Origin of the sequence: Aeromonas sp. FDAARGOS 1416 (assembly GCF_019048085.1) — a bacterium.
GTDB classification, from domain to species: Bacteria; Pseudomonadota; Gammaproteobacteria; order Enterobacterales; family Aeromonadaceae; genus Aeromonas; species Aeromonas veronii.
The window spans coordinates 2,892,501-2,912,505 of the sequence record NZ_CP077301.1; the positions used below are offsets into that span (position 1 = coordinate 2,892,501).

Annotated in this window: 17 protein-coding genes (1 of these 17 running past the window's edge); 8 read left to right on the top strand and 9 right to left on the bottom strand. The window is 60.0% G+C overall.

Annotated features, from left to right (window positions below):
• Both I6L46_RS12860 and I6L46_RS12865 read right to left on the bottom strand, forming a co-directional pair.
• Positions 1–425, bottom strand: partial view of a nitronate monooxygenase family protein gene (locus tag I6L46_RS12860; RefSeq protein ID WP_216975801.1) — the 5' portion only. It extends 622 nt beyond the left edge of the window; the window shows 425 of its 1,047 coding nt (coding positions 1–425); it begins with the start codon at positions 423–425; the stop codon falls past the left edge of the window.
• 131 nt (positions 426–556) lie between these two features.
• The gene (locus tag I6L46_RS12865) at positions 557–1,198 is read right to left on the bottom strand and encodes a ribonuclease (RefSeq protein WP_139474418.1); all 642 of its coding nucleotides are present in this window, start codon (positions 1,196–1,198) and stop codon (positions 557–559) included.
• A gap of 197 nt (positions 1,199–1,395) precedes the next feature.
• Between I6L46_RS12865 and I6L46_RS12870 the strand changes: the two genes are divergently transcribed.
• The gene (locus I6L46_RS12870; RefSeq protein ID WP_005335471.1) at positions 1,396–1,956 is read left to right on the top strand and encodes a carbonate dehydratase; all 561 of its coding nucleotides are present in this window, start codon (positions 1,396–1,398) and stop codon (positions 1,954–1,956) included.
• Between the two features lie 71 nt (positions 1,957–2,027).
• Here I6L46_RS12870 and I6L46_RS12875 read toward each other — a convergent pair whose 3' ends face one another.
• The gene (locus I6L46_RS12875; protein WP_216975802.1) at positions 2,028–5,066 is read right to left on the bottom strand and encodes a cytochrome c peroxidase; all 3,039 of its coding nucleotides are present in this window, start codon (positions 5,064–5,066) and stop codon (positions 2,028–2,030) included.
• Between the two features lie 191 nt (positions 5,067–5,257).
• The gene (locus tag I6L46_RS12880; protein WP_216975804.1) at positions 5,258–6,166 is read right to left on the bottom strand and encodes an S-adenosyl-l-methionine hydroxide adenosyltransferase family protein; all 909 of its coding nucleotides are present in this window, start codon (positions 6,164–6,166) and stop codon (positions 5,258–5,260) included.
• A 198-nt stretch (positions 6,167–6,364) separates the two neighbouring features.
• On the opposite strand from I6L46_RS12880, the gene I6L46_RS12885 reads away from it, so the two are divergent.
• The 3 genes from I6L46_RS12885 (at position 6,365) to I6L46_RS12895 (ending at position 9,803) form a co-directional block, all read left to right on the top strand.
• Positions 6,365–6,835 carry a hypothetical protein gene (locus tag I6L46_RS12885; protein ID WP_216975806.1) on the top strand — a complete coding sequence of 157 codons (471 nt, stop codon included), beginning with the start codon at positions 6,365–6,367 and terminating at the stop codon, positions 6,833–6,835.
• A gap of 150 nt (positions 6,836–6,985) precedes the next feature.
• Positions 6,986–8,455 (top strand): GGDEF domain-containing protein, encoded by a 1,470-nt coding sequence (locus I6L46_RS12890; RefSeq protein WP_216978052.1) that lies wholly within the window; start codon positions 6,986–6,988, stop codon positions 8,453–8,455.
• A gap of 97 nt (positions 8,456–8,552) precedes the next feature.
• Positions 8,553–9,803, top strand: a complete 1,251-nt coding sequence (locus I6L46_RS12895; RefSeq protein ID WP_216975808.1) for a DEAD/DEAH box helicase — start codon at positions 8,553–8,555, stop codon at positions 9,801–9,803.
• Positions 9,804–9,887: 84 nt separating this feature from the next.
• Here I6L46_RS12895 and I6L46_RS12900 read toward each other — a convergent pair whose 3' ends face one another.
• Complete coding sequence (locus tag I6L46_RS12900; protein ID WP_216975810.1) at positions 9,888–11,159, bottom strand: hypothetical protein; 1,272 nt, start codon at positions 11,157–11,159, stop codon at positions 9,888–9,890.
• A 216-nt stretch (positions 11,160–11,375) separates the two neighbouring features.
• Positions 11,376–12,140 (bottom strand): CphA family subclass B2 metallo-beta-lactamase, encoded by a 765-nt coding sequence (locus I6L46_RS12905; protein ID WP_216975812.1) that lies wholly within the window; start codon positions 12,138–12,140, stop codon positions 11,376–11,378.
• A 460-nt stretch (positions 12,141–12,600) separates the two neighbouring features.
• On the opposite strand from I6L46_RS12905, the gene I6L46_RS12910 reads away from it, so the two are divergent.
• From I6L46_RS12910 to I6L46_RS12920, 3 genes are all read left to right on the top strand, one after another.
• Positions 12,601–13,314 (top strand): hypothetical protein, encoded by a 714-nt coding sequence (locus I6L46_RS12910; protein WP_216975814.1) that lies wholly within the window; start codon positions 12,601–12,603, stop codon positions 13,312–13,314.
• 410 nt (positions 13,315–13,724) lie between these two features.
• Complete coding sequence (locus I6L46_RS12915) at positions 13,725–14,627, top strand: hypothetical protein (RefSeq protein WP_216975816.1); 903 nt, start codon at positions 13,725–13,727, stop codon at positions 14,625–14,627.
• Positions 14,628–14,735: 108 nt separating this feature from the next.
• A complete protein-coding gene (locus tag I6L46_RS12920; RefSeq protein WP_254203101.1) occupies positions 14,736–15,200 on the top strand; it encodes a CesT family type III secretion system chaperone in 465 nt (154 codons plus the stop codon).
• A gap of 85 nt (positions 15,201–15,285) precedes the next feature.
• On the opposite strand, the gene I6L46_RS12925 is transcribed toward I6L46_RS12920, so the two are convergent.
• Both I6L46_RS12925 and aguA read right to left on the bottom strand, forming a co-directional pair.
• Complete coding sequence (locus tag I6L46_RS12925) at positions 15,286–16,989, bottom strand: amidase (protein WP_216975820.1); 1,704 nt, start codon at positions 16,987–16,989, stop codon at positions 15,286–15,288.
• Positions 16,990–17,116: 127 nt separating this feature from the next.
• Entirely contained in the window at positions 17,117–18,214 is a 1,098-nt protein-coding gene (gene aguA / locus I6L46_RS12930) for an agmatine deiminase (RefSeq protein WP_216975822.1), read from the bottom strand.
• Between the two features lie 156 nt (positions 18,215–18,370).
• Between aguA and I6L46_RS12935 the strand changes: the two genes are divergently transcribed.
• Entirely contained in the window at positions 18,371–19,324 is a 954-nt protein-coding gene (locus I6L46_RS12935) for a LysR family transcriptional regulator (RefSeq protein ID WP_201954320.1), read from the top strand.
• A gap of 69 nt (positions 19,325–19,393) precedes the next feature.
• Here the strand turns inward: I6L46_RS12935 and I6L46_RS12940 are convergent, their stop codons facing one another.
• The gene (locus I6L46_RS12940) at positions 19,394–19,960 is read right to left on the bottom strand and encodes a TetR/AcrR family transcriptional regulator (protein ID WP_144714158.1); all 567 of its coding nucleotides are present in this window, start codon (positions 19,958–19,960) and stop codon (positions 19,394–19,396) included.
• Positions 19,961–20,005: the final 45 nt, after the last annotated feature.

Sequence of the window (20,005 nt, forward strand, 5' to 3'; positions counted from 1 at the left end):
ACCTGGGCAAGCAGCTCGGGCGCGGGCAAACCGAAGTGGAAGCTGACCACCGCAGGTCTGAACTCAGCCACCATGGCAGCATGCTCCTCATTAAAGGGGGCTCGGCTTGGCGCCGTCGTGACCGCAGGGGGAAGTATGCCGAACTCGGCGTAGTAGGGGGCAAGCCGCAGCTGCCAGCGGGCCAGAGCAACGGGATCCGGTTCCCGTTGCCGATGACAGAAGAAGTTGATGTTAAATGGCCCAAGGCCGCTTTGGGTAAGTCGTCCCAGTTCGCTGCGCAGCTCCGCTGATGTGAGCATGGCGGCAGGCAAGGAGCCCAAGCCGCCCGCACGGGTCACGGCAAGCGCCAGCTCGCTACCCTGCACACCGGCCATCGGTGCCTGAATAATGGGATAACGCATCCCCAGCTCGGCAAACAGGCTCATCCGTTCACCCCGAGCAACATTGCCCGCTCTGTCGGGCCAAACCGGTTGTTGACATCCATCTGTCAGACTCCTTTCCGATAACCGTGGTTACACATCAGGCCCGCAAGGGGCCCGATGGAGAGAGTGGAGGCTTAACGCACACTGCGCAGCAGGAAGTCCGGCTGACCACAGGAGCGACGCTCACGCTTTTGCATCTCGGCGGAGCAGGTGACCGCATCCGTCCCCTCTTTATTGACGCAGATGTAGATCTCCCGCAGGAAGCGGCCACCATCGGCGCACGCTACCGTGATGTTGTCGGGGGCCAGCCACTGGTTGGCGCTCGCCAGATCGGCCTTGAGCTGGAAACTGGTTTTGCGCAGCGGCTCTTCCGGGGATTGATAAGCCGCCGGGATCTTCACCTTCTGGCGCAAATCGCTCGCCAGCTGATGGAAGGCCTGCTGGCTCAAGCCGGAGCAGGTACCGTGCTTCTCCCACTCATGGCGATAGAGGAAACGGCTGGGGTAGAGGTCGGCAAACTCGCTCTCCATATCGGGATTGAGCCGTTCGCGGGTACAGTTGCTGGGATAACCGCGATCGTACTGGGGCCAGAGACCGTGCAGCACAAAGCCCAGCTTGCGGGAACACTGGTCCCGATCCGCCGGTTTGACGGCGCAATGCTCGGGCGACCAGGAGAGCGCCATGGCGTAATAGTCAAACTCCCCCGCCTCCCCTTTGGCCTGCACGGCCGAGGAGAGCAACAAACCACCCGCCAACAGGGCAATCATCTTCTTCATCTATATATGTCCATTTCAACCAACTCGGGAATGGCTGCAATGCTCCCATATTCCAGCGCGCGGAAACAGTGATCCCGCCAAGGCTTGCGACAAGGGTCAGACCACTTCGGGGTTTCACCAGATAATAACGAGGCGTAAGCTGGCATCCTGGCGCCGGGTGCGCCACCGCATCATTTCAAGCAACCACAGGATGTAACATGATCCGCAAGAATCCCTCCGGCCATCTGCCTGTCATCGACGAATCCGCCTATATCGACAAGACCGCCATCATCTGCGGCAAGGTGATCATCAAAGAGAATGTCTTTGTCGGCCCCTATGCGGTGATCCGTGCCGACGAGGTGGATGAGAGTGGAGATATGGAACCCATCGTCATCGGCGCCAACTCCAATATCCAGGATGGCGTGGTGATCCACTCCAAATCCGGCGCCGCCGTCACCATCGGCGAGTACACCTCCATCGCCCACCGCTCCATCGTCCACGGACCGTGCGAAGTGGGAAACCGGGTCTTTATCGGCTTCAACAGCGTGCTGTTCAACTGCCATATCGGTGACGGTGCCGTGGTGCGTCACAACTCGGTGATCGATGGCTGCGATCTGCCGCCGGAATTCTACGTCCCCTCCACCACCCGCATCAACCAGCAGAGCGATCTGACCCATATCCCGCGGGTTTCGGTAGATGCCGCCGAGTTCTCCGAGGACGTGGCCCACACCAATATCGATCTGGTCAAAGGGTACAAGGCGCTCTCCAACGAGTTCTGATCCCTTTCTTTATTACCAGAGAACAAAACGGGTGCCGAGGCGCCCGTTTTTCATCTGATTCTATATGAAGGCTAGATGGCCCTGACGCACGTGGCGGCATGAGCTTCATCCGCCAGATCCCACAGCGGATCACCAGTACTCAGATCGAGCAACGGCAGCTCACCATCGTCATTGGCAGTTGCATCGCTGCTCCAGTAGCGGTTGTAGAGCGGCCACCCCTGCTGCTGAAGCAACTGATCCGTCGCGCCATCCTTGTTGTAGGCGGCAAACAGCACCTCCAGCTCGGCCCGGGTCGGCAGACGCCAGTCATCATGACCGTGTGCCACCAGCTGCTGGCAGTAATCCCGCGCCCGCGCCTGACCCATGGTCACATACTCCAGCGGGAAGGGATTGTAGTCACCATCACTGTCACTGCTCACACCGTCATAGGAGATGGACAGACGATCCGCCTCGTCCCTGGTCAGCTGGCAGACAAAGGCCAGCTTGCCCGCCACCAGCTCGGGTTGACGACAACCCCGGGCAAAATCGGGCTGGGCATCGACCACCTGCACCGTCACGTTCAACGTGTGACGAGCCGTGGTCGCCACCAGTCGTGCCGTACCGACCGCAACACCGTGTACCTCGCCCTGCAGACTCACGGTAGCGAACTCCGGCTGTTCGCTGCGCCACTCAACAGGCCCATCGAGCGGGCCGAGAGATCCATCGCTCAGTTGCCACTGCAGTTGCAGAGGAAGCGTCCGCCCCACTTCCAGCTGAGGCTGGGCGGGCAGCACCGCCAAGCCGGTGATCACCGCTCCCACCGGAGCCGGGTCATCCGCCTCACTCACCCCCAGCTCGGCAACAGTGGCCGGGGTGCGGCGCGGCTCGGCCGAGGCACTGCGCAAAAACTCACCGATGGCATCGAGCTCGTCATTGCTGAGGCCAAGGGCATGCAGGTGATCGGAGGCTTTGGGGAAGAAGGGATCATATTGATCCGCACCGGTCGGGAAGCCGACCCCGCTGCTCCACTTGGTCACTCCAAAGTTGTACATGGCCACCACCCCCTGCACCGAGCCGCCGATACGCTGGGCCAGGGTCGGGAAGATGCCGTTGTGCATATAGGGGCCGGTAAAGGCGACGTCCCGCAAGCTGGGGGTCTTGAAGCGACCGATATCAGCCTTGTTGCGGGTCTGCAGGAAGCGCCCGCGATCTTCCAGCTTGCCACGACCGTAATAGGTGAGCCCCACACTCTCGAACCCGTGCTGACTCAGCAGCGGGCCGGAATGGCAGTTCATGCAGCGGCCATCGGTTCGGTAGAGGTGCATCCCCCACAGCGCCTTGTCACTGAGCGCCTGACTATCCCCTTTGACGAAGCGCTCAAAATCGCTGTCGCGGCTGATGATGGTGCGCTCGAAGGTGGCGATCGCCTTGGCGATCCGCTCCAGCGTGATCCCCTGATCGCCAAAGGCGGTGGCAAAAGCAGCCTGATAGTCGGGGCTGGCCTGCAAGCGAGCCAGCAGCTCGTCATGACTCAGCGCCATTTCGATGGGGTTCTGGATCGGGTGAAGAGACTGCTCCTCCAGCGTGGCGACCCGCCCGTCCCAGAACTGGGTCGAGCTGAAGGCGCTGTTGAGGATGGAGGGGGCGTTGCGATTCCCCTTCTGGCCCAGATGACCGACCGATACGCTCAGGCCGTCGCTCCACCCCTTTTGCGGATCGTGACAACTGGCACAGCTGATGTCCCGCCCCTTGGAGAGCTGTTTGTCGAAAAAGAGCTGCTGACCCAGCACCACCTTGGCTCGGCTATAGGGGTTGTCGGCCGGGAAGGGAACCGCCGGCAGCGGCCCCAGCTCCTGCCATTCCACCCCTTCATCCACCCTGGCGGCAGGCCATTGAGCCGATGAACCGCTGTATTGGGCGCGCAGGGCCGCCATGTCCGGCTTGCTGCTGTCGCGCACCACAGAGGGACGCACCGGATAGGGTGCCAGCGCATACCAGAGCAGACTGCCCTCTCCCTCATCCAGCCAGGTTCGGGTCGCCAGTTGATAGAGACGGGGTTGACCCGCACCATCCTGCAGCCAGATCTGGGCGGGCAGGCCAACAGCAAGGGTATTGGGATAGCGCCATGCCGACTTGTCACTGCTCAGCAGCCGTTCGAACTCGGTGAGGGTCGGCAGGCGCCAGTCGCTGCGGCCGCAAGCGGTCAGCCCCGCAGCCAGTTGTGGCTGGCTGGCAACCACCAACGCACTGGTGTCACTGCCATACAGCCAGTACTGGCTGCCCTTGACCCCGCCGACTGGGCGCACATCGTGCAGGCACAGCCAGGGGCCACGCACCACCAGCTGCCCCTGCTCATCGAGGCGCAGCAGATCTGCTGTCTCCGGCTCGTCCGGCTGACTTGGATTGGCGGGATAGAGCTGGGTGCGGGCGGACTGGATCTGGGCGCTGTTGCTGCGCTGATACCAGCTGCGCGCCTGCTTGTCATCGCGCAGGGCCAACAGCATCTGCCAACTGTCGGCATAGTCGAGCACGGCGCCCGGCTGGCGCTGGGCCAGCAGGAAGGTGGCATAATCCTGAAGAGCCGCCTGTTGTTGCACGCGGATCTCCTCTGCCCTGCCCCACTCGGCCTGACTGAGGGAGCCATCTCCGCTCTGATCCGCCAGCAGGAAGAGCGCCGTCTCCTCCTCGTTCAACCCCAGCCGCGGCACGCTGTTGCGGCGCGCCAGCGTGATCCCGGCCGAGAGATCCGCCACCCGCACCGATACCGCGCGCAGCAGATAGCCTTCGTCGCTACCGAGCAGCTCCAGCGGCTGATCCAGTTGCAGACCTGCTGGCAAGGTGATGCTGACAGGTTGGCCCGGTTCGATGGCCTGCTGCACGCGGATCCCGGTGGCGACCTGTCTCACCTCGAGCTGTGCCCCCGCCCCCAGCCGATCGGCCACATTGACCTCAATGGTCAGAGGCACCCGGGTATGAGTTTCCGGCGGTACTATTGGCGGCGTGATGGGCGGTTCGGTCGGCTTGACGACCGGTGGGGTCACATCGGGTGAGGGGGTCACAGACGTATTGCTGTGATTGTCATTGCATGCGGTCAGAGCCAGCAGGCTGAGCAGTAAAAGGCTGGTTTTCATTCGGTATGGTTGGGTGGTCAGACAAGTGCGCGATTATCCAACCAAATACCAATCATTATCAATTGCATTCAATTAATATGCTTTTTGACAACAACTCCTTATCAGCAACGCCTTACCACCCAATGAGAGAGGGCAGCCTCTTTGGCTGCCCTCTCTTGCTTCAAACCCGCTTGTCGAAAGCCCGACAATCTTCAGGAGCACTTCTTCAGGCTGATATGCCAGTTGGCACCGGACTGAACCTGATGCTTGGCGGCGAAGCTGTCCATGTTCAGCGCCACCGACACCTGCAGCAGGCTGTTGAGGTAGACCAGCGGCTGACCTTCCGGCACGTCACCGAAGCTGCTGACGTAAGGCGCCTTGCCGTCATATTTGACCACATCCCCTTCGCGGATCTTGATGCAGGCGTTATCCCCCTTGTTGATCCCCGCCTTGGTCAGCAGGGCATCGTCGATATTGGTCCAGACGTTGCCGTACTGCACATCGAGGATCGGGATGGTGCCCTTGAGGGTGCCATCTTTCTCGGCTACTGCAGGCTGATAGGGGATCTTCACCACCTCGGCGGGCAGCAGCGGGCCGACCTGCTCGTAGCTGATGGCGCCGGAGGCGAGCCGTGCGCCGGTATAGGCGTACACATCGCGGCCATGGAAGGTGTAGGACTTCTCGGAACCCTTGAGGCGGTTGAGTTTCTCATCGATCTGGCGCACCGCCTCGATGCCGAAGTGTTCGGCCACCAGCGTCAGGGTGCCGTTGTCCGGAGTCACGATGTAGTGGCCGCTCCCGGTCTTGAGCACCACTGACTTGCGCTCGGTACCGACACCGGGATCCACCACGCTGACAAACACGGTGCCCTTGGGCCAATACTGCAGGGTCTGGTAGAGGCGGTAGGAGGCTTCCCAGATGTTGTAAGCCGGGATCTCGTGGGTCAGGTCATAGAGCGGCAGGGTGCGATCCACCCCGAAGGCAACCCCCTTCATGGCCGACACGGCGCCATCTTTGAGGCCGAAATCGGTCTGGATCACCAGCGCTTCGTTGGCGGCGGCGATGCCGCTTGCCAGCATGAGGGCGAGCGCGATAGCGCGGGGAGCGGTACGAATATCCATATCTGAACTCCTGAATCATCTGAGGATAACGAAACGGCGACAGCCATTTAGACATCCAGACTGCCACCAATGGATTTTTTTGCAAGGGGTTTGCAACAAAGTGAGGGACGACTCGCAGAAATTGTGCTCGCCAAACGTCGGCGGCGGGGGTATCAAAGGCAGAATGGGAAAACGTTTACAATACAGGAGCTCAGCACCATGACACAACCCGAACCGGAGATGATGACCCTGCTGCTGGAGATTGGTGAACAGAGCAGTCAGCTCTGGCTGAGCCAGCCAGATGCGGCCCCGTCACACTACCCGCTGGCCTTTGGCACCCACGCCATCCAACCCGGGCCGTTTCGCCACGCGCCACCCACCCCGCTCGAACTGGAGCGGGCCATCATGGTGGTGGAAGATGAGCTGATGCGCATCGCCCCGCAGATCCCGCCCGGCTTGCAGCTGACCCTGCGCAGCCAGCCATCACTGGCCGAAGCGCTGGGGGACAACCAGCTCGACCGGGATCTGGTGGAACAAGCCTTTGGCCAGCTGGCCGCCATGGCGGAAGGGGATCCCCTCGCCGCCAGCTTGCTGCCTCGCGACGAGCACTTTGCCGCCGTGCTGCTGATCGTCAGGGAGTGGCTGCACCATCTGGCCAGCGAGAGCGTGCTGATCGTGGAGTCGGGATAAATAAGTGGTGAGGGCTTCAGCTTCAGGCAAGGTTTGTCGGTGGATCCTGTCGGGATTTCATTCGCGTATACTTTGCCCGTATGGCGCCCACGCCCCTATCGGTACTCTAACCAGACACCTATGACCTTATTTTCAGGTAACCCCCCAGCCTTGCGCTGGCCACCGGCGTTTGCTCGCCAGTTCATCGTCAAAGTGGCCGGATTGGCCCTGCTTGCCCTGACCGGGTTGGGCACTGTCTTCTACTACACCTATCTCACTATCCAGCACGACATGGATCTCATCACGGCCAGACAGAAGAACGTGTTCGAGGTCTTCTACCAGCGAGCCAAGATCCTCAAGGTGGAGAACATCACCAGCTATCTGGCACAACACCATCTGCTCGATCAGCCACCGCCCCCGAATAGCGTCGGCAGCGACTATCTCTACGGATATGACCTCAAAAGCAAATACCGCTTTGCCGATATTCCGCTGCAATACCCGGCCGCCAATCTCCTCAACACCTTCCGCTATGCCCTCTCCTACCCGGAGGTGATCAACATCTACACCATCTGGAATGACTACCGGCTGATCGGCATGGTGGCCGACAACAATGTGCTGCCCGCCAGACTGGCGCCGATCAAGGTGGATCTGATGACACTGCCCGCCTGGTATCACTACTTCGGTTGCGCCAGCTTTGCCCCCGGACGACCCTTGTGCAGCGCCGATGAAGCCTTTGTCTCCGATATCGAGATCGACAGCTTCAGCATGCGCAACACCATAGTGATGTACTTCCCCTTCATTCATCAGTCGGGGCGCGGCGGTTACAAATATGGACTGCTCGGTATCGATATCGCCGTCGATGAAGCATTTAACGATGTGCTGCGCCCCTTCGACACCATCAACCCGACCCGCACCAACATATCGTTTGAAGCCGCCGAGCCCTGCCGCCCGAGGCATCTCTGCCTGAGCAAACCCTTTATGCGAACCAAGGCGGGGGATGATCTCTATCTGAAGTGGTCCTACAGCTGGTTCGATTTCGTCAAGCTGGCCCTGCATGGCGCAGCATTCAAGGTCTATCTCATCGTGCTGTTGCTGGGCATGGTGGCCTGGAAGCAGATCTACTTGCGGCTACGCACCCTGGCGCACACCGACCACCTGACCCGGCTGCCACGCCGGGATGTACTCTGCCAGAGTCTGCTCCATGAGCACGACTACCTGATGATCCTCGATATCGACAACTTCAAGTCGATCAACGACACCTATGGCCATGGCGTCGGGGATCTGGCACTGGTCGCCTTTGCCCGCCATCTCAGAAGCAATATCCGCAAGGTGGACAGCGCCATCCGTTGGGGCGGCGAGGAGTTTATCGTGCTGTTCAAGGGGATGGAGGATGACGAGATGATGATCCACTCCGCTGGTCGCCTGCTGGATCGGCCATTGAGTATCCCCGAGCTGCCCACCCCCATCACCTTCTCCGCCGGGGTGATCCGCATTCGCGACTACCTCACCGTCACCGAGGCGGTGCATCTGGCCGACGAGCTGCTCTACCACGTCAAACAGCACGGCAAGCACAACATCGCCTGCTACACGGGCAAAGAGATCCGGCTGATCCGCCCGCTGCCGGACGACGCAGAGGCATAGCCGCCTTCTGCCGCTCCCCCTGCTTCTGTTACCATCGCGGCCACGATCACTCACTGCATCGTGGCCGCAGGCCGCGATAACCCCGACTGGTGCCCCTATGTCCACAGCCTCCTTTGCCGAACTGGCCCTCTCCCCCTGCTTGCAGCAGACCCTGACCGAGCTCGGCTATGCCGCACCGACCCCCATTCAGGCTCGCGCCATCCCCGTCATTCTGGCGGGGCGCGATCTGATGGCGGGCGCCCAGACCGGCACCGGCAAGACCGCCGCCTTTGTGCTGCCGCTGCTGGAGCAGTTGCTGGCGCAGCCACAAATGGAGTCCCAACGCCCGATCCGCGCGCTGGTGCTGGTGCCGACCCGCGAGCTGGCGGTGCAAGTCGCCGAGAGTGTGGCGCGCTACGGCCAGGGGACAGGTCTCACCAGCGCGCTGGTCTACGGCGGGGTGAGCATAGCGGCTCAGGTAGAGGCGCTTCAAGCCGGGGTGGATATCCTGATCGCCACTCCGGGCCGTCTGCTCGACCATCTGCGTCAGGGGGCATTGAGCCTGGATAGCCTGCGCCATCTGGTGTTTGACGAGGCGGATCGCATGCTCGACATGGGCTTTATGGACGAGATCAAGGCGCTGCTAAAACAGCTCCCGGCGGATCGCCAGACCCTGCTCTTCTCCGCCACCTGCGACGACAACCTGTTTGCCCTCTGCAAGGTGCTGCTGCGCGACCCCGAGTTGATTGAAGTAGCGCCGCGCAACACCACGGCGGCCGAGGTAGAGCAGCGGGTCTACACGGTGGACAGCGATCGCAAGCTGGCGCTGGTCGAACATATGCTGAAAGTGAAAGGCTGGGCACCGGCACTCATCTTCAGCCGCACCCGTCAGGGGGCTGACAAGCTGGCCCAGCAGCTTGGCAAGGCGGGCATCAATGCGCTCGCCTTCCACGGCGATCTATCGCAGAGCGCGCGAGAAAAAGTGCTGCTGGAGTTTCGCGCCGGCACCTTGCAGGCGCTGGTCGCCACCGACGTGGCAGCCCGCGGCCTCGACATCACGGATCTCAACTATGTGATTAACCTCGAATTCCCCTTTGTGGCCGAGGATTACATCCACCGTATCGGTCGCACCGGTCGCGCCGGCAACAAGGGACTCGCCATTACCCTGTTCAGCCCGGAAGATGCGCCGCTGCTGGAGAAGGTGGAAGCGGTACTCGACACCCGCTTGCCCCAGCAGTGGTTCCCGGGCTTTGAGCCGGATCTGACCCGCTTTGAGCCCGAGCCGCGCCGCAACAGCAAGGCGGCCCAGAAGCAGCGCGCCAGAAAGCAGGCCCTCGCTGGCAACAAGGGTGGCAAGGGCAAGCGTTAAGCCTGCCCAGCGCCGCCAATAAAAAAACGCCCGCACGGGCGTTTTTTGTTATCTGACAGGAGCCTGCTCTTGGCGAGTGATCCCCTAGCGGGTCGCCAGCACCAGTGGCAGGGATCGCAAGATCTGCCGCTCCGCCAGGGTCGAGAGGATAAACATCACCATATAGCCGAGGCCCAGCGCCACGATAATCGCCACCACGTTGGCGGTGAACTCGGCCACCAGATAGTAGGCGGCGACCAGCGCCACTATGCCCGCCAACCGGATCAGCAGGCTCTGGGTAAAGTGACCGTGAGCCTTGATATAGGCGAGCTGATAGCCGTTGAGCATCATAAAGATAAAGAAGATGGAGAAGTGGAACAGCACCGGCACCGCCCCCACGTAGTCGGCGGGAAAGAACAGCAACACCAGCGGCTTGCCCGCCAGCAGCATCAAACCAAAGAAGGCCAGACTGATGATGGCGGAGAGGCGGAAGATCCAGCGCCGGATCAGCCTTATCTGGCGGTGATCGCCGTTGCGCAGATTGACCGCTAGCTCCGGCAGCACAAAGCGGTAGATGGGGAAGACAAACAGGGTGGTCATATAGGTGAAGATGGGGCGCACCACCACCTGAAAATCTCCCAGCTCGTCGATGCTGAAGTGGCGGATGGTGAGCAGCACAGTGATATAGATCATCAGGATGCTGGCTCCCGCCTCCAGCGAGGCGGTAAAGCTCTTCTTCACATAACTCACCATCTCGGGGCCGAGCGCCACCTTGGCGAGCGGCTTGGTGGCGATGGCCCGGCGCCGCGAAACATACATATAACCGGCGATAGCGAGCGACGAGAAGGTCAGCCCATAAAAGAGCGAAGGGAGCGCATCCATCCCGAGCCCAAAGTAACAGGCCATAAACAGCAGACCATTGGCCAGCGGCTCCAGCCAGGTGACCCGGTTGGAGAGCGTATACATCCGGTACATGGCCACCAGATTGGTGAAGTAGACCTTGAGCCCCAGCCCGAAGATGACCCCCACCAGTTGCAGATACCCCACCCGGATATGGAGCCCGTGCTTGATATAGGGGATCACCGCCCCCCAGGTGAGCAGCACGATGCCGATAAGGAAGTAGCGGAAGATATTGATGATGTCCCGATCGTTCTTGGTCTGGGAGTAGCTCACCACCATGGAGGAGCGAAAACCTGTCATCAGGATAAAAGAGAGGGAGATCAAATCGACCACGCTGTTGAACAGCGCCAGCTCCCCCTTGGCGACCCACTGCGCCAGCCACACCTTGAAGGCGAAGCCGATAACGATGCTGACCAGTGAGGCCCACATCCCGGTGATAAAGGCCTGCTTGAGGCGCGCGAGAGAGGCGTATTGCATAACGAAAAGGGATAACTTTCAGGGAAAAGAGAGAGGGCCATCTTATGAAAGCCCACCCCCCTTGAACAGCCTTAATCTCGGCGCCCTCACAGCCACCAAAAAAACCGCAAAAGCAAAAGGCCCGCTTATTTCCTGAAAGCGGGCCTTTTGTGGTGCGCCGTTATGGCTGCTGATTGCAGCGATGGCACGGCTTGCTGGCTGTCTGCCACGCAGCAGCTATGACTGCGGCGCCGCCTTGATCAGCTCCTCGTAGTGATCAATCAGCTCGGGGCCGTGCAGCGGCGAGTCGTGACCGCCGATCACCGTCTTGATCGGCAGCTTCATCGCCTTGAGTCGCTCGATGGTCTGCGGATAGGCCTTCACATTGGCAAAGATCAGGTTGCCCAGCTTCTCCTTGAGGATGCAGTTGCCATAGAGCACCTGCTCGTCGGGGAAGTAGACAAAGATGCCGTCCGGCGTATGGGCCGGGCCCGCGTAGAAGGCGCGCAGCTTGCCCTCTTGCAGGGTGAAGTCGCCATCGTGCACCACGTTCGGCAGCACCAGCGGCAGATCCGGATACTCCGGCAGCCCCTTGTGGGTAAAGGCCACGATTTCGGCCCAGTTGCTCTTCATCAGATCCCGGGTCTGGCGCGTCGCCACCACCTTGGCCCCGATGGACTTCCAGTAGGCGTTACCGCCCGCCCGATCGGTGTGGTAGTTGGTGTTGATCACATCCAGCACCGGCTTGCTGCTAACCCGTTTAATGAGCTTGTGCAGCTCGCGGGCGGTATCCGGCGTCCAAGTCGCCCCCACCACCGTCACTCCCTTGGCCCCGAAATAGACCATGGAGTTCTCTTTGACGTAGTAGTTATCTTCAACCACGTAAACAGGGCCGCTCACCTGTTTGAGTTCGATCCCCGCCGCCCGCACGCTGCCGCCCCAGAAACTCGCCATCAGCACCACGGCCCCGGCCAATCCACACTTCATCCAACCTTTCATCATCTTGCTCCCTCGAACCAACCGCCCCCTCGCCACCCCTGTGGCAAGCCGGGCCTTTTAAGCAGTGGGCAGAAGATACGGGGGATTTGTGAGGGGAAAATGAGGCTGTGTGAAGTCTGGGTGAAGTCAGGGGGAATGCAGAAAAATCAGGGGGGAATCGGCGACGAGCCACGGCAAAGATGGCAGTTGGCAGTGCGAAAAAGGGAGAGAGGTAAGGCTCAAAACACGCAATCACCGCCTTGATGTAGGGACGATTAGCGCAGCGTAATCGTCCGTTTACCGCGAACATGGTGATGAAAAAACGTTCAAGCAACCTTGAATGCCAGCGACCTCTCGGCAACCTCTCTTTCGCGACCGTCCGAATACGCTTCGCTATTCGAACCTACGTCCCGAAAAAATAGATATCTCCCGAGCATTCAGTTATATTTTTGATCGATTCAGGTCATTAGTTGAAGGTACGATAGTGTTCAACAAATATTTATTATTTTTTGCATTACTCCTTTTCCCTTTATATCTTGCTTCCATGGTTGCTTACCCATTTTACATTAGCGGCCTAGACTGGAATTATGTGCAGGGTGTGTGGAACACATGGCAAACTTTGAATGCGGCAATGATAGCCCTTTTGGCTAGTATTATTGCTCTTGCAACCACTATGTACTCAGAGCACCAGAAAAGGGAAAGAGAACTTTTAGCTGCAAAAGCTCTCCTACCAGAAGCATTAACTCAGTTAATCTATTTTTGTAAACACTCTGCGGGCCTTCTAAAGGAGGCCTATATAAATAGGAATGAACCTAACAGCGATCGACATTTACTATATATAAATGGCAACTTCTATCAAATCCCAGAATGGGTGGGTTCATCCTTTCAGGGTTGTATTGTTGCAGCAAACAAACCTGATGCCATATATATGGCTGATATTCTTGCTGAATTGCAAATCATTCGGGCTAGACTGGTAGATATTCATTACGATAGCAATAGAGAACAAGAATTGCTTGTTATGCCTGATGATATAATCGCTCACATTAGAAAACTTGGTTATTTTGCCGCCAGGGTAACCGCATTATTTCCCTACGCTAGAGATGGAAAGCCTATTTTAAGAGAAGAAGCTAACAATGAGATGATTAATAAGGGCCTATCACAAATAGATGCTATTGAATCAGCATACACAATTGAGTAGAGCAAGAATTAAACAGAGTCATGATGCCAAATAATCTATATTTAAAGCAAAGTTTCATTTTACTACTGCATCTACTTACGATTAAAAATTTGCATCCCTGATGACTAAAAGTAAAAATCATATAAAACCACCTGCATTTCGCAGGTGGTTTTTATTTTATCACCTAATTAGCACGGGATATTAATCCCAACACCACTCACCCCAACGGCGGCGTCCGCAGCGGCACCATTAGCTTGCTGCCGGTGGACTCAACACCGAGGCAACACAGCAAACGGTTCCCCTCACACACAGCCAACACAGACCAGCCCCAAACTAAAATAGTGCAACCATGGCTAATAAACGGCGTTTTCACTGACGGGTATGATGCAGGCCAGATGTATCGCTTGTTAGTGAGATAAGGAACCAAGGTCATGGCTATTCATGGAGCTACCCCGGTGATGTTGAAGGCTATCGACAGCCTGCAGCTCGCCAGCGTCCATCCCGGCAGCAATCAGAAGCTTGCCCTTCATCTGGGTGAAGGCAAGGAGTACACCATTCATATCGGCAAGAGTGGGGATGTCTCCGTACAACGGGACCTGGCCCATTTAAGCACGCTGGGCCGCATCAAAAATGCGGTGGTCGATTTCTTTAGCCGCGCCGCCACCAAGGGGGAGAGTGCGCTCACCACCCGGGCCACTCAAATTCAGTCCGAGGTGCAGCGGCAGCTGACCGAACTTGGCCAAGCCAAGAAGATTGTGCAGCAAGCCTTTAACCTGCCCGTCAGCGAGTTCAAGAACGAGGCCCAATATCTGAAGCCGGGTAGCGACCCCAAGACAGCGACCATAGCCGATATCACAGATGCCAACAAGAAGCGCCTCGGTCTGGAGACGCTGGATAAGGACTCCCTGAGCTTTGTGCAGCAGCACTTCTCCAGCTTTATCAACGGTAAAAATGCCATCTTCAGCATGCTGAGCAGTCGGGTGATCGAGCGGACGATCGCCCTGCATGAGTCACTCTCGGGTGAGGCACTCAGCTCGGCGTTGAATACGCTGGGCCATGAATCGGAGGCGTTCAACGCCAAGGTCAATGCAGAGTTCAATCGCAGCTTCGTCCAGCTGTTTGAGCAAAGAGCCAACGCCGAGCTGGACGCCCTGACCAAGGCAAACACCCGCGCCAACAAGACCTCACCGCTGGTCGAAAAGCACACTGGCTCATCGGACGGGGAGAACGTCGCCGCCAAGATGAAGAAAAGCGTGCGCTTTAACGACAATCCGGTGAGCGATGTCCGGATGTTCGAGCTGGAAGAGGGCCGAGCACTCAATATCAAGGTGTAACCCTTGCCATGAATATGGATGACGGCCCGGCCCGCTCGGTGGCGGGCCGTCTCTTTGTGATCTTGCCCTGCCCCTTCGAAGACGACCGGGCAACCGGACTGGAGTGTTGTGTTGGATATCTATCAGAAAATCGTGGCCGAGCTGTCGGTCGAACCGCTGGCCTTCGATGAAAACGGCGTCTGCACGTTCGAGATCCAGCGAACAGCAGAGGAAGCGAGCGCCCCCTTTGTGGTCAATATCGTGGCTCAGCCCGACGAAATGGCGCTGGTGCTCTCGGTGACCACGGCGAGCGATCTTCCCGAGCGCCTGTCTCGCGAATTGTTCCTGCGCTTTGGCGAGCATGCCCTCGCCCCCTTGCGCCATGGCTACGGGGTCGGCATCTATCCTGGCACCGAGCGGGTATCGTTTTTCTCCCGGATAGCGTTGGGGAACTATCGCCCGCAGCAGATCAGGGAGAGCCTCGCCAAGCTGCTGGAGAAGGCCCACGAGTGGGAGGCCAGCTTGTCCCAGGATGAGCAGACCCCACCTGTGACAAAAAGCGAAATGGGTGCGGGCCAGAACATCCGGGTGTGATAGCCAAAGCCAGAACATGGACGAAAAAAAGAGGGAGGCATGATGCCTCCCTCTCTCTTTGTGCCCGATCTAACAACTATCACGCTCAAGCCAACGGCGGCGTGCGTGGCGGCACCATACGCTTGCTGCCGGTGGACTCGAAGGCCGAGGCGAAGCGCAGCAGGTTGTTGTCGTCATAGGCGCGGCCGGCGAAGGTCAGTCCCACCGGCATACCGATATCGGCCATCACCCCCATGGGGACGGTAACGGTCGGCACGCCGAGGTGGCGAATGGCGAGGTTGCCGTTGGCAACCCAGATGCCGTTGCTCCAGGCGATATCGGCGGAAGCCGGATTCACATCCGCATCAGCCGGGGCGACGTCGGCGACGGTCGGGAACAGCACTGCGTCGAGCTTGAGCCCGTCCATCCAGTCCTCGAGATCCAGCTTGCGGGTCTTCTCCAGCCCACGCAGGCCATCCGGCACTGTGACGATCTCGTCCCAGGATTTCAGGCCGCGCTTGGCCATATTGACGTACTCGTCCATGCCCGCAGCCAGATCGCCCTCGCGGTTCGGCAATGTGCCCGGATCGTGGGGGAAGATCTTCGGCCCATCGACATCGGCCAGCTTGTTCAACTTGGGATCGCCGTTGGCGCGCAGGAAGTCGTCGAACGCCCAGCCAGAAAGCTCCCACAGCTCGTCGTTGAGAAACTCCGGGCTCACGATGCCGCGATTGAACACGGTCGGCGCGCCGGGTCTGTCCCCTTCGCAGTTGGAGACCAGCGGGAAGTCCACTTCAATGACTTCGGCGCCAGCGGCTTCCAGCGCCTGACGGGCCTCTTCCCAGAGGGCGATCACGGTCTCGCGGGTATGGATGCGCTGACCGGTCGGGCCGCCGATGCCGGGGTTTTCGCTGGTGCCGGCCAGTTCATCCTTGTTGATAAACATGCGCGGCACGCCGAGGCGCTTGCCCTTGAGGGCATCGGCCTTGGCTGCCAGTTCCAGATAGGAAGCCGGACGTACCTCGGAAGCCTTGGGCAGCTGCACCCAGGGCTGCATGCGCCACAGATCGCCACGGGTGTCGGCATCGTCAGCCACCACTACATCGAGCACTTCCAGGAGATCATTCATGGTGCGGGCATAGGGCACCACCACATCCATGGTCGGAGTCAGCGGCCAGTTGCCGCGTACCGAGATGACGCCACGGGACGGGGTGTAGGCGCACAGACCGTTGTTGGAGGCGGGGCCACGGCCGCTCGACCAGGTCTCTTCGGCCAGACCAAAGGCGGAGAAGCTGGCGGCGGTGGCAGTACCGGCGCCGTTGGAGGAGCCGGAGGCAAACGGCGCGGTCAGGTAGTCGGCGTTGTAGGGGCTCTCGGCACGGCCATAGACGCCGCGCTGCATGCCGCCATTGGCCATCGGCGGCATATTGGTCTTGCCAAGGCAGATGGCACCGGCGGCGCGCAGGCGCTCAACGGTAAAGGCATCGCGCTGGGCCACCAGATCCTTGAAGGCCGGGCTACCGGAAGCGGCGGTCAGCCCCTTGACCAGATAGCTGTCTTTGGCGGTGTAGGGGATGCCGTCGAGCGGGCTCAGGGTCTCGCCACGGGCGCGGCGGGCATCAGAAGCCTCGGCCTCTTTCAGCGCATCGGGATTGGCGACCACCACGGCATTGAGTTTGGTGGCAGTCTCGGGGCCGTTGTAGGCCTCGATACGGGCCAGATAGGCCTTGACCAGTTCGACCGCGGTGGTGCGGCCTGATTCGAGCGCGGCACGCAGCTCGGCAATGGAAACCTCGGTCACTTCGATCATGGGGATCTCCTGTAAAAGGGTGACTGTTTGTCATGATGATCGCCGCATCAGCGCCGGCGACCATCACACTATCAAGAGATAAAACCCCACTGAGTGGGGTTTTGAATTTCTACACTCTTCGACCAGCTTACTGACCTGAAGGGATCTGCTGGGTAATGCAGTGAATATTGCCACCGCCCAGCAGGATCTCGCGAGCCGGTACGCCGATCACGGTGTGCTCCGGGAAGATCTCTTCCAGAATGCGCTGAGCTTCGCCATCGGTGGCGGCATCCAGCAGCGGGTAGACGATGCGATCGTTGGTGATCAGGAAGTTCACATAGGAACCGGCCAGACGGCCTTCTGCCTCACGCGGCACACCGGTACCGCTCTCGACACCGGCAGACTCCTCTTCAGTGCAGAACAGCGGGCCTGGCTGGGGCAGCTTCCACACTTTCAGCTTGCGACCCTTGGCATCGACCGCCGCTTCCAGCACCTTGAGGGCGGCTACGGAGCGGGCGTACTGGGGATCGTTCTGATCATCAGTCCAGTGCAGGGCCACTTCACCCGGACGGACGAAGCAGCACATGTTGTCGATGTGGCCGTCGGTTTCATCCATGTAGACGCCTTCGTCCAGCCAGATAAAGCTGGTGACGCCCAGATAGTCGCGCAGGTGAGCTTCGATCTGCTCTTTGGTCAGGTGCGGGTTGCGGTTTTCGTTGAGCAGGCACTCGGCGGTGGTCAGGCAGGTGCCTTCACCATCGACGTGGATAGAGCCCCCTTCCAGAATCAGCGGCGCGTCGTAACGAGCCATGCCGTGCTGGGCCAGCATCTGGGCTGCAACCTCTTCATCCTGATTCCACGGGTAGTAGAGACCGCCCTTGTGACCGCCCCAGGCGTTGAAGCCCCAATCCACCCCACGGCACTCGCCGGCAGCGTTGGTGACGATGGTCGGGCCGGTATCGCGAGCCCAGCAGTCATCGCTGTTCATTTCGACCAGAGTGACGTGAGCGGGCATGATGGCGCGGGCCTGCTCCATAAACTGGGCCGGTACCCCCATAAAGACCGGGGTGGCGCCACCGATGGCATCGGCCACCTTGGCGAAGGTCTCTTGCGCGAAGCGACCGGCTACGCGCCAGTTGTCCGGGCGAAACGGCCAGATCATCCAGACGGCCTGCTGGTGCGCCCACTCGGCGGGCATGGTGAAGCCGTCAGCGGCCGGCGTGGAGTTAATGGTCTTGATGCTCATCGCAAGGCTCCTTGCATGGATTGAGGCCCCCGTTTACGCCCGATACGGCGCGGGAACCCGGAAAAATAAGAGTGGGTCGCAGATTAAGACGTTGCGCCCCCATCCATCAAATGAATAGGATGGATTGTCCCATAAACACGGCGAATAATCCCCCCCATGAAACTGCACCAGCTCGACCTCAATCTGCTGCTCGCGTTTGACGCCCTGATGACGCAGGGCAGCGTCACCCGCGCCGCCGAAGCGCTCTTTATCAGCCAGCCTGCCATGAGCCACTCCCTAAACCGGCTGCGCACCTTTCTCGGCGACCCGCTTTTGGTGCGCACCCCGCAGGGGATGCTGCCAACCCCGCGCGCCCAGCGGCTGCATCTCGGGGTGCAGCAGGCGCTTCGGCTGCTGGAGCAGCAGCTCACCGAGGAAGAAGAGTTCGAGCCGAGCCAGTCGAAGCGGCGCTTCGTGCTCTGCACCACAGATTACGTGGAGTGCGTGCTGATCCCGCCGCTGATCCAGCGGCTCAGAGGGCTGGCGCCGGGGGTCACCATCGAGATCCGCATCCTGCGCGACACCCTGCCCGAAGCCGAGCTGGCGAGCGGCGAGATCGATTTGGTGCTGGGCTTTGACGAATACATGCAGGTACCGGGGTATCTCGGCAAGGAGACCTGGCTCACCGAGCCGCTGGCCGGGCTGGTACGCGCCGATCTGCCGATTGCCAAATCGGCCCCCGCCGGGGCCGAGGATGATCCCTCCCAGTGGCAGGAGCGCATCACCCTGCAGCAGCTTATCGCCATGCCCCATGTGTTCCACTCGCCGCTGGGTACCTCGGAGGCGAGCCTCGACCGCTATCTGAAGAGTCAGGGCTTTAGCCGCACCATCTCAGTCAACAGCCAGAGCTATATGTCCGCCGCCGCCATCGTCAGCCAGAGCGATCACCTGCTGGTGCTGCCCAGCATGGTGGCCGAGCTGCTCGCCACCCACTGGCCGCTGAAAAGCCTGCCGCTACCCGCAGACGTGCCGGATTACCACCTAAACTGCGTCTGGCATCCCGTGCACGCGCAGCAACCGGCGCTGGTGTGGCTGAAAGATTTGATGAAGGAGCTGGTGGGGCCGAGGTGAGGCTGAGGTAAGCCTCTCGAAAACAACAGTGGCTCCCGAGGGAGCCACTGTTGTTTTCGCGGTATCGCGTTATGCCCGCAGGGCCCGCATCAGCTGGGCGACTACGTCGTCGAGCAGGGGGCGATCGGGGCGGCACTGGGCGAAGGTGACCAACCCTTGCAGGTTGATCAGCAGCAGGGCGGTGAGGGTGTGGATATTGCTATCCGGGGCCAGCTCGCCCTTGGCCTGCGCCTGCGTCAGCAACTCGGCCAGATCCTGCTCCAGCTCGCCATAGATCCCCTTGACCCGCTGGGTCAGCTCCTCATCCTGTTCACTCAGCTCCATCATGGTGCGGGTCACCAGACAGGATCCGCAGAGCGCCTCCCCCACAATCCGGTCGAGATAGGCAGCAAGGCCCGCCAGCGGGCTCGGGTTGTCAAGCAGAGAGCGGCGCAGGATGCGTTTGCCCTCGACATAGTGATCCACCGCCGCCAGCAGCAGGCCTCGCTTGTTGCCAAAGGCGCCGTAAATGCTGCCCGGGTGCAGGCCGGTGGCAGCCACCAGCTCCTGCATGGTGGTTTTGGCATATCCCTTGGCGCGAAACGCTTCCATGGCATTTCGCAGTACCTCGTCCCGATCAAACTCGGCTATGCGCATGGTTCCTCCCGTGGGAAATGGTTCACCGGCAAGGAGCAACAGGGC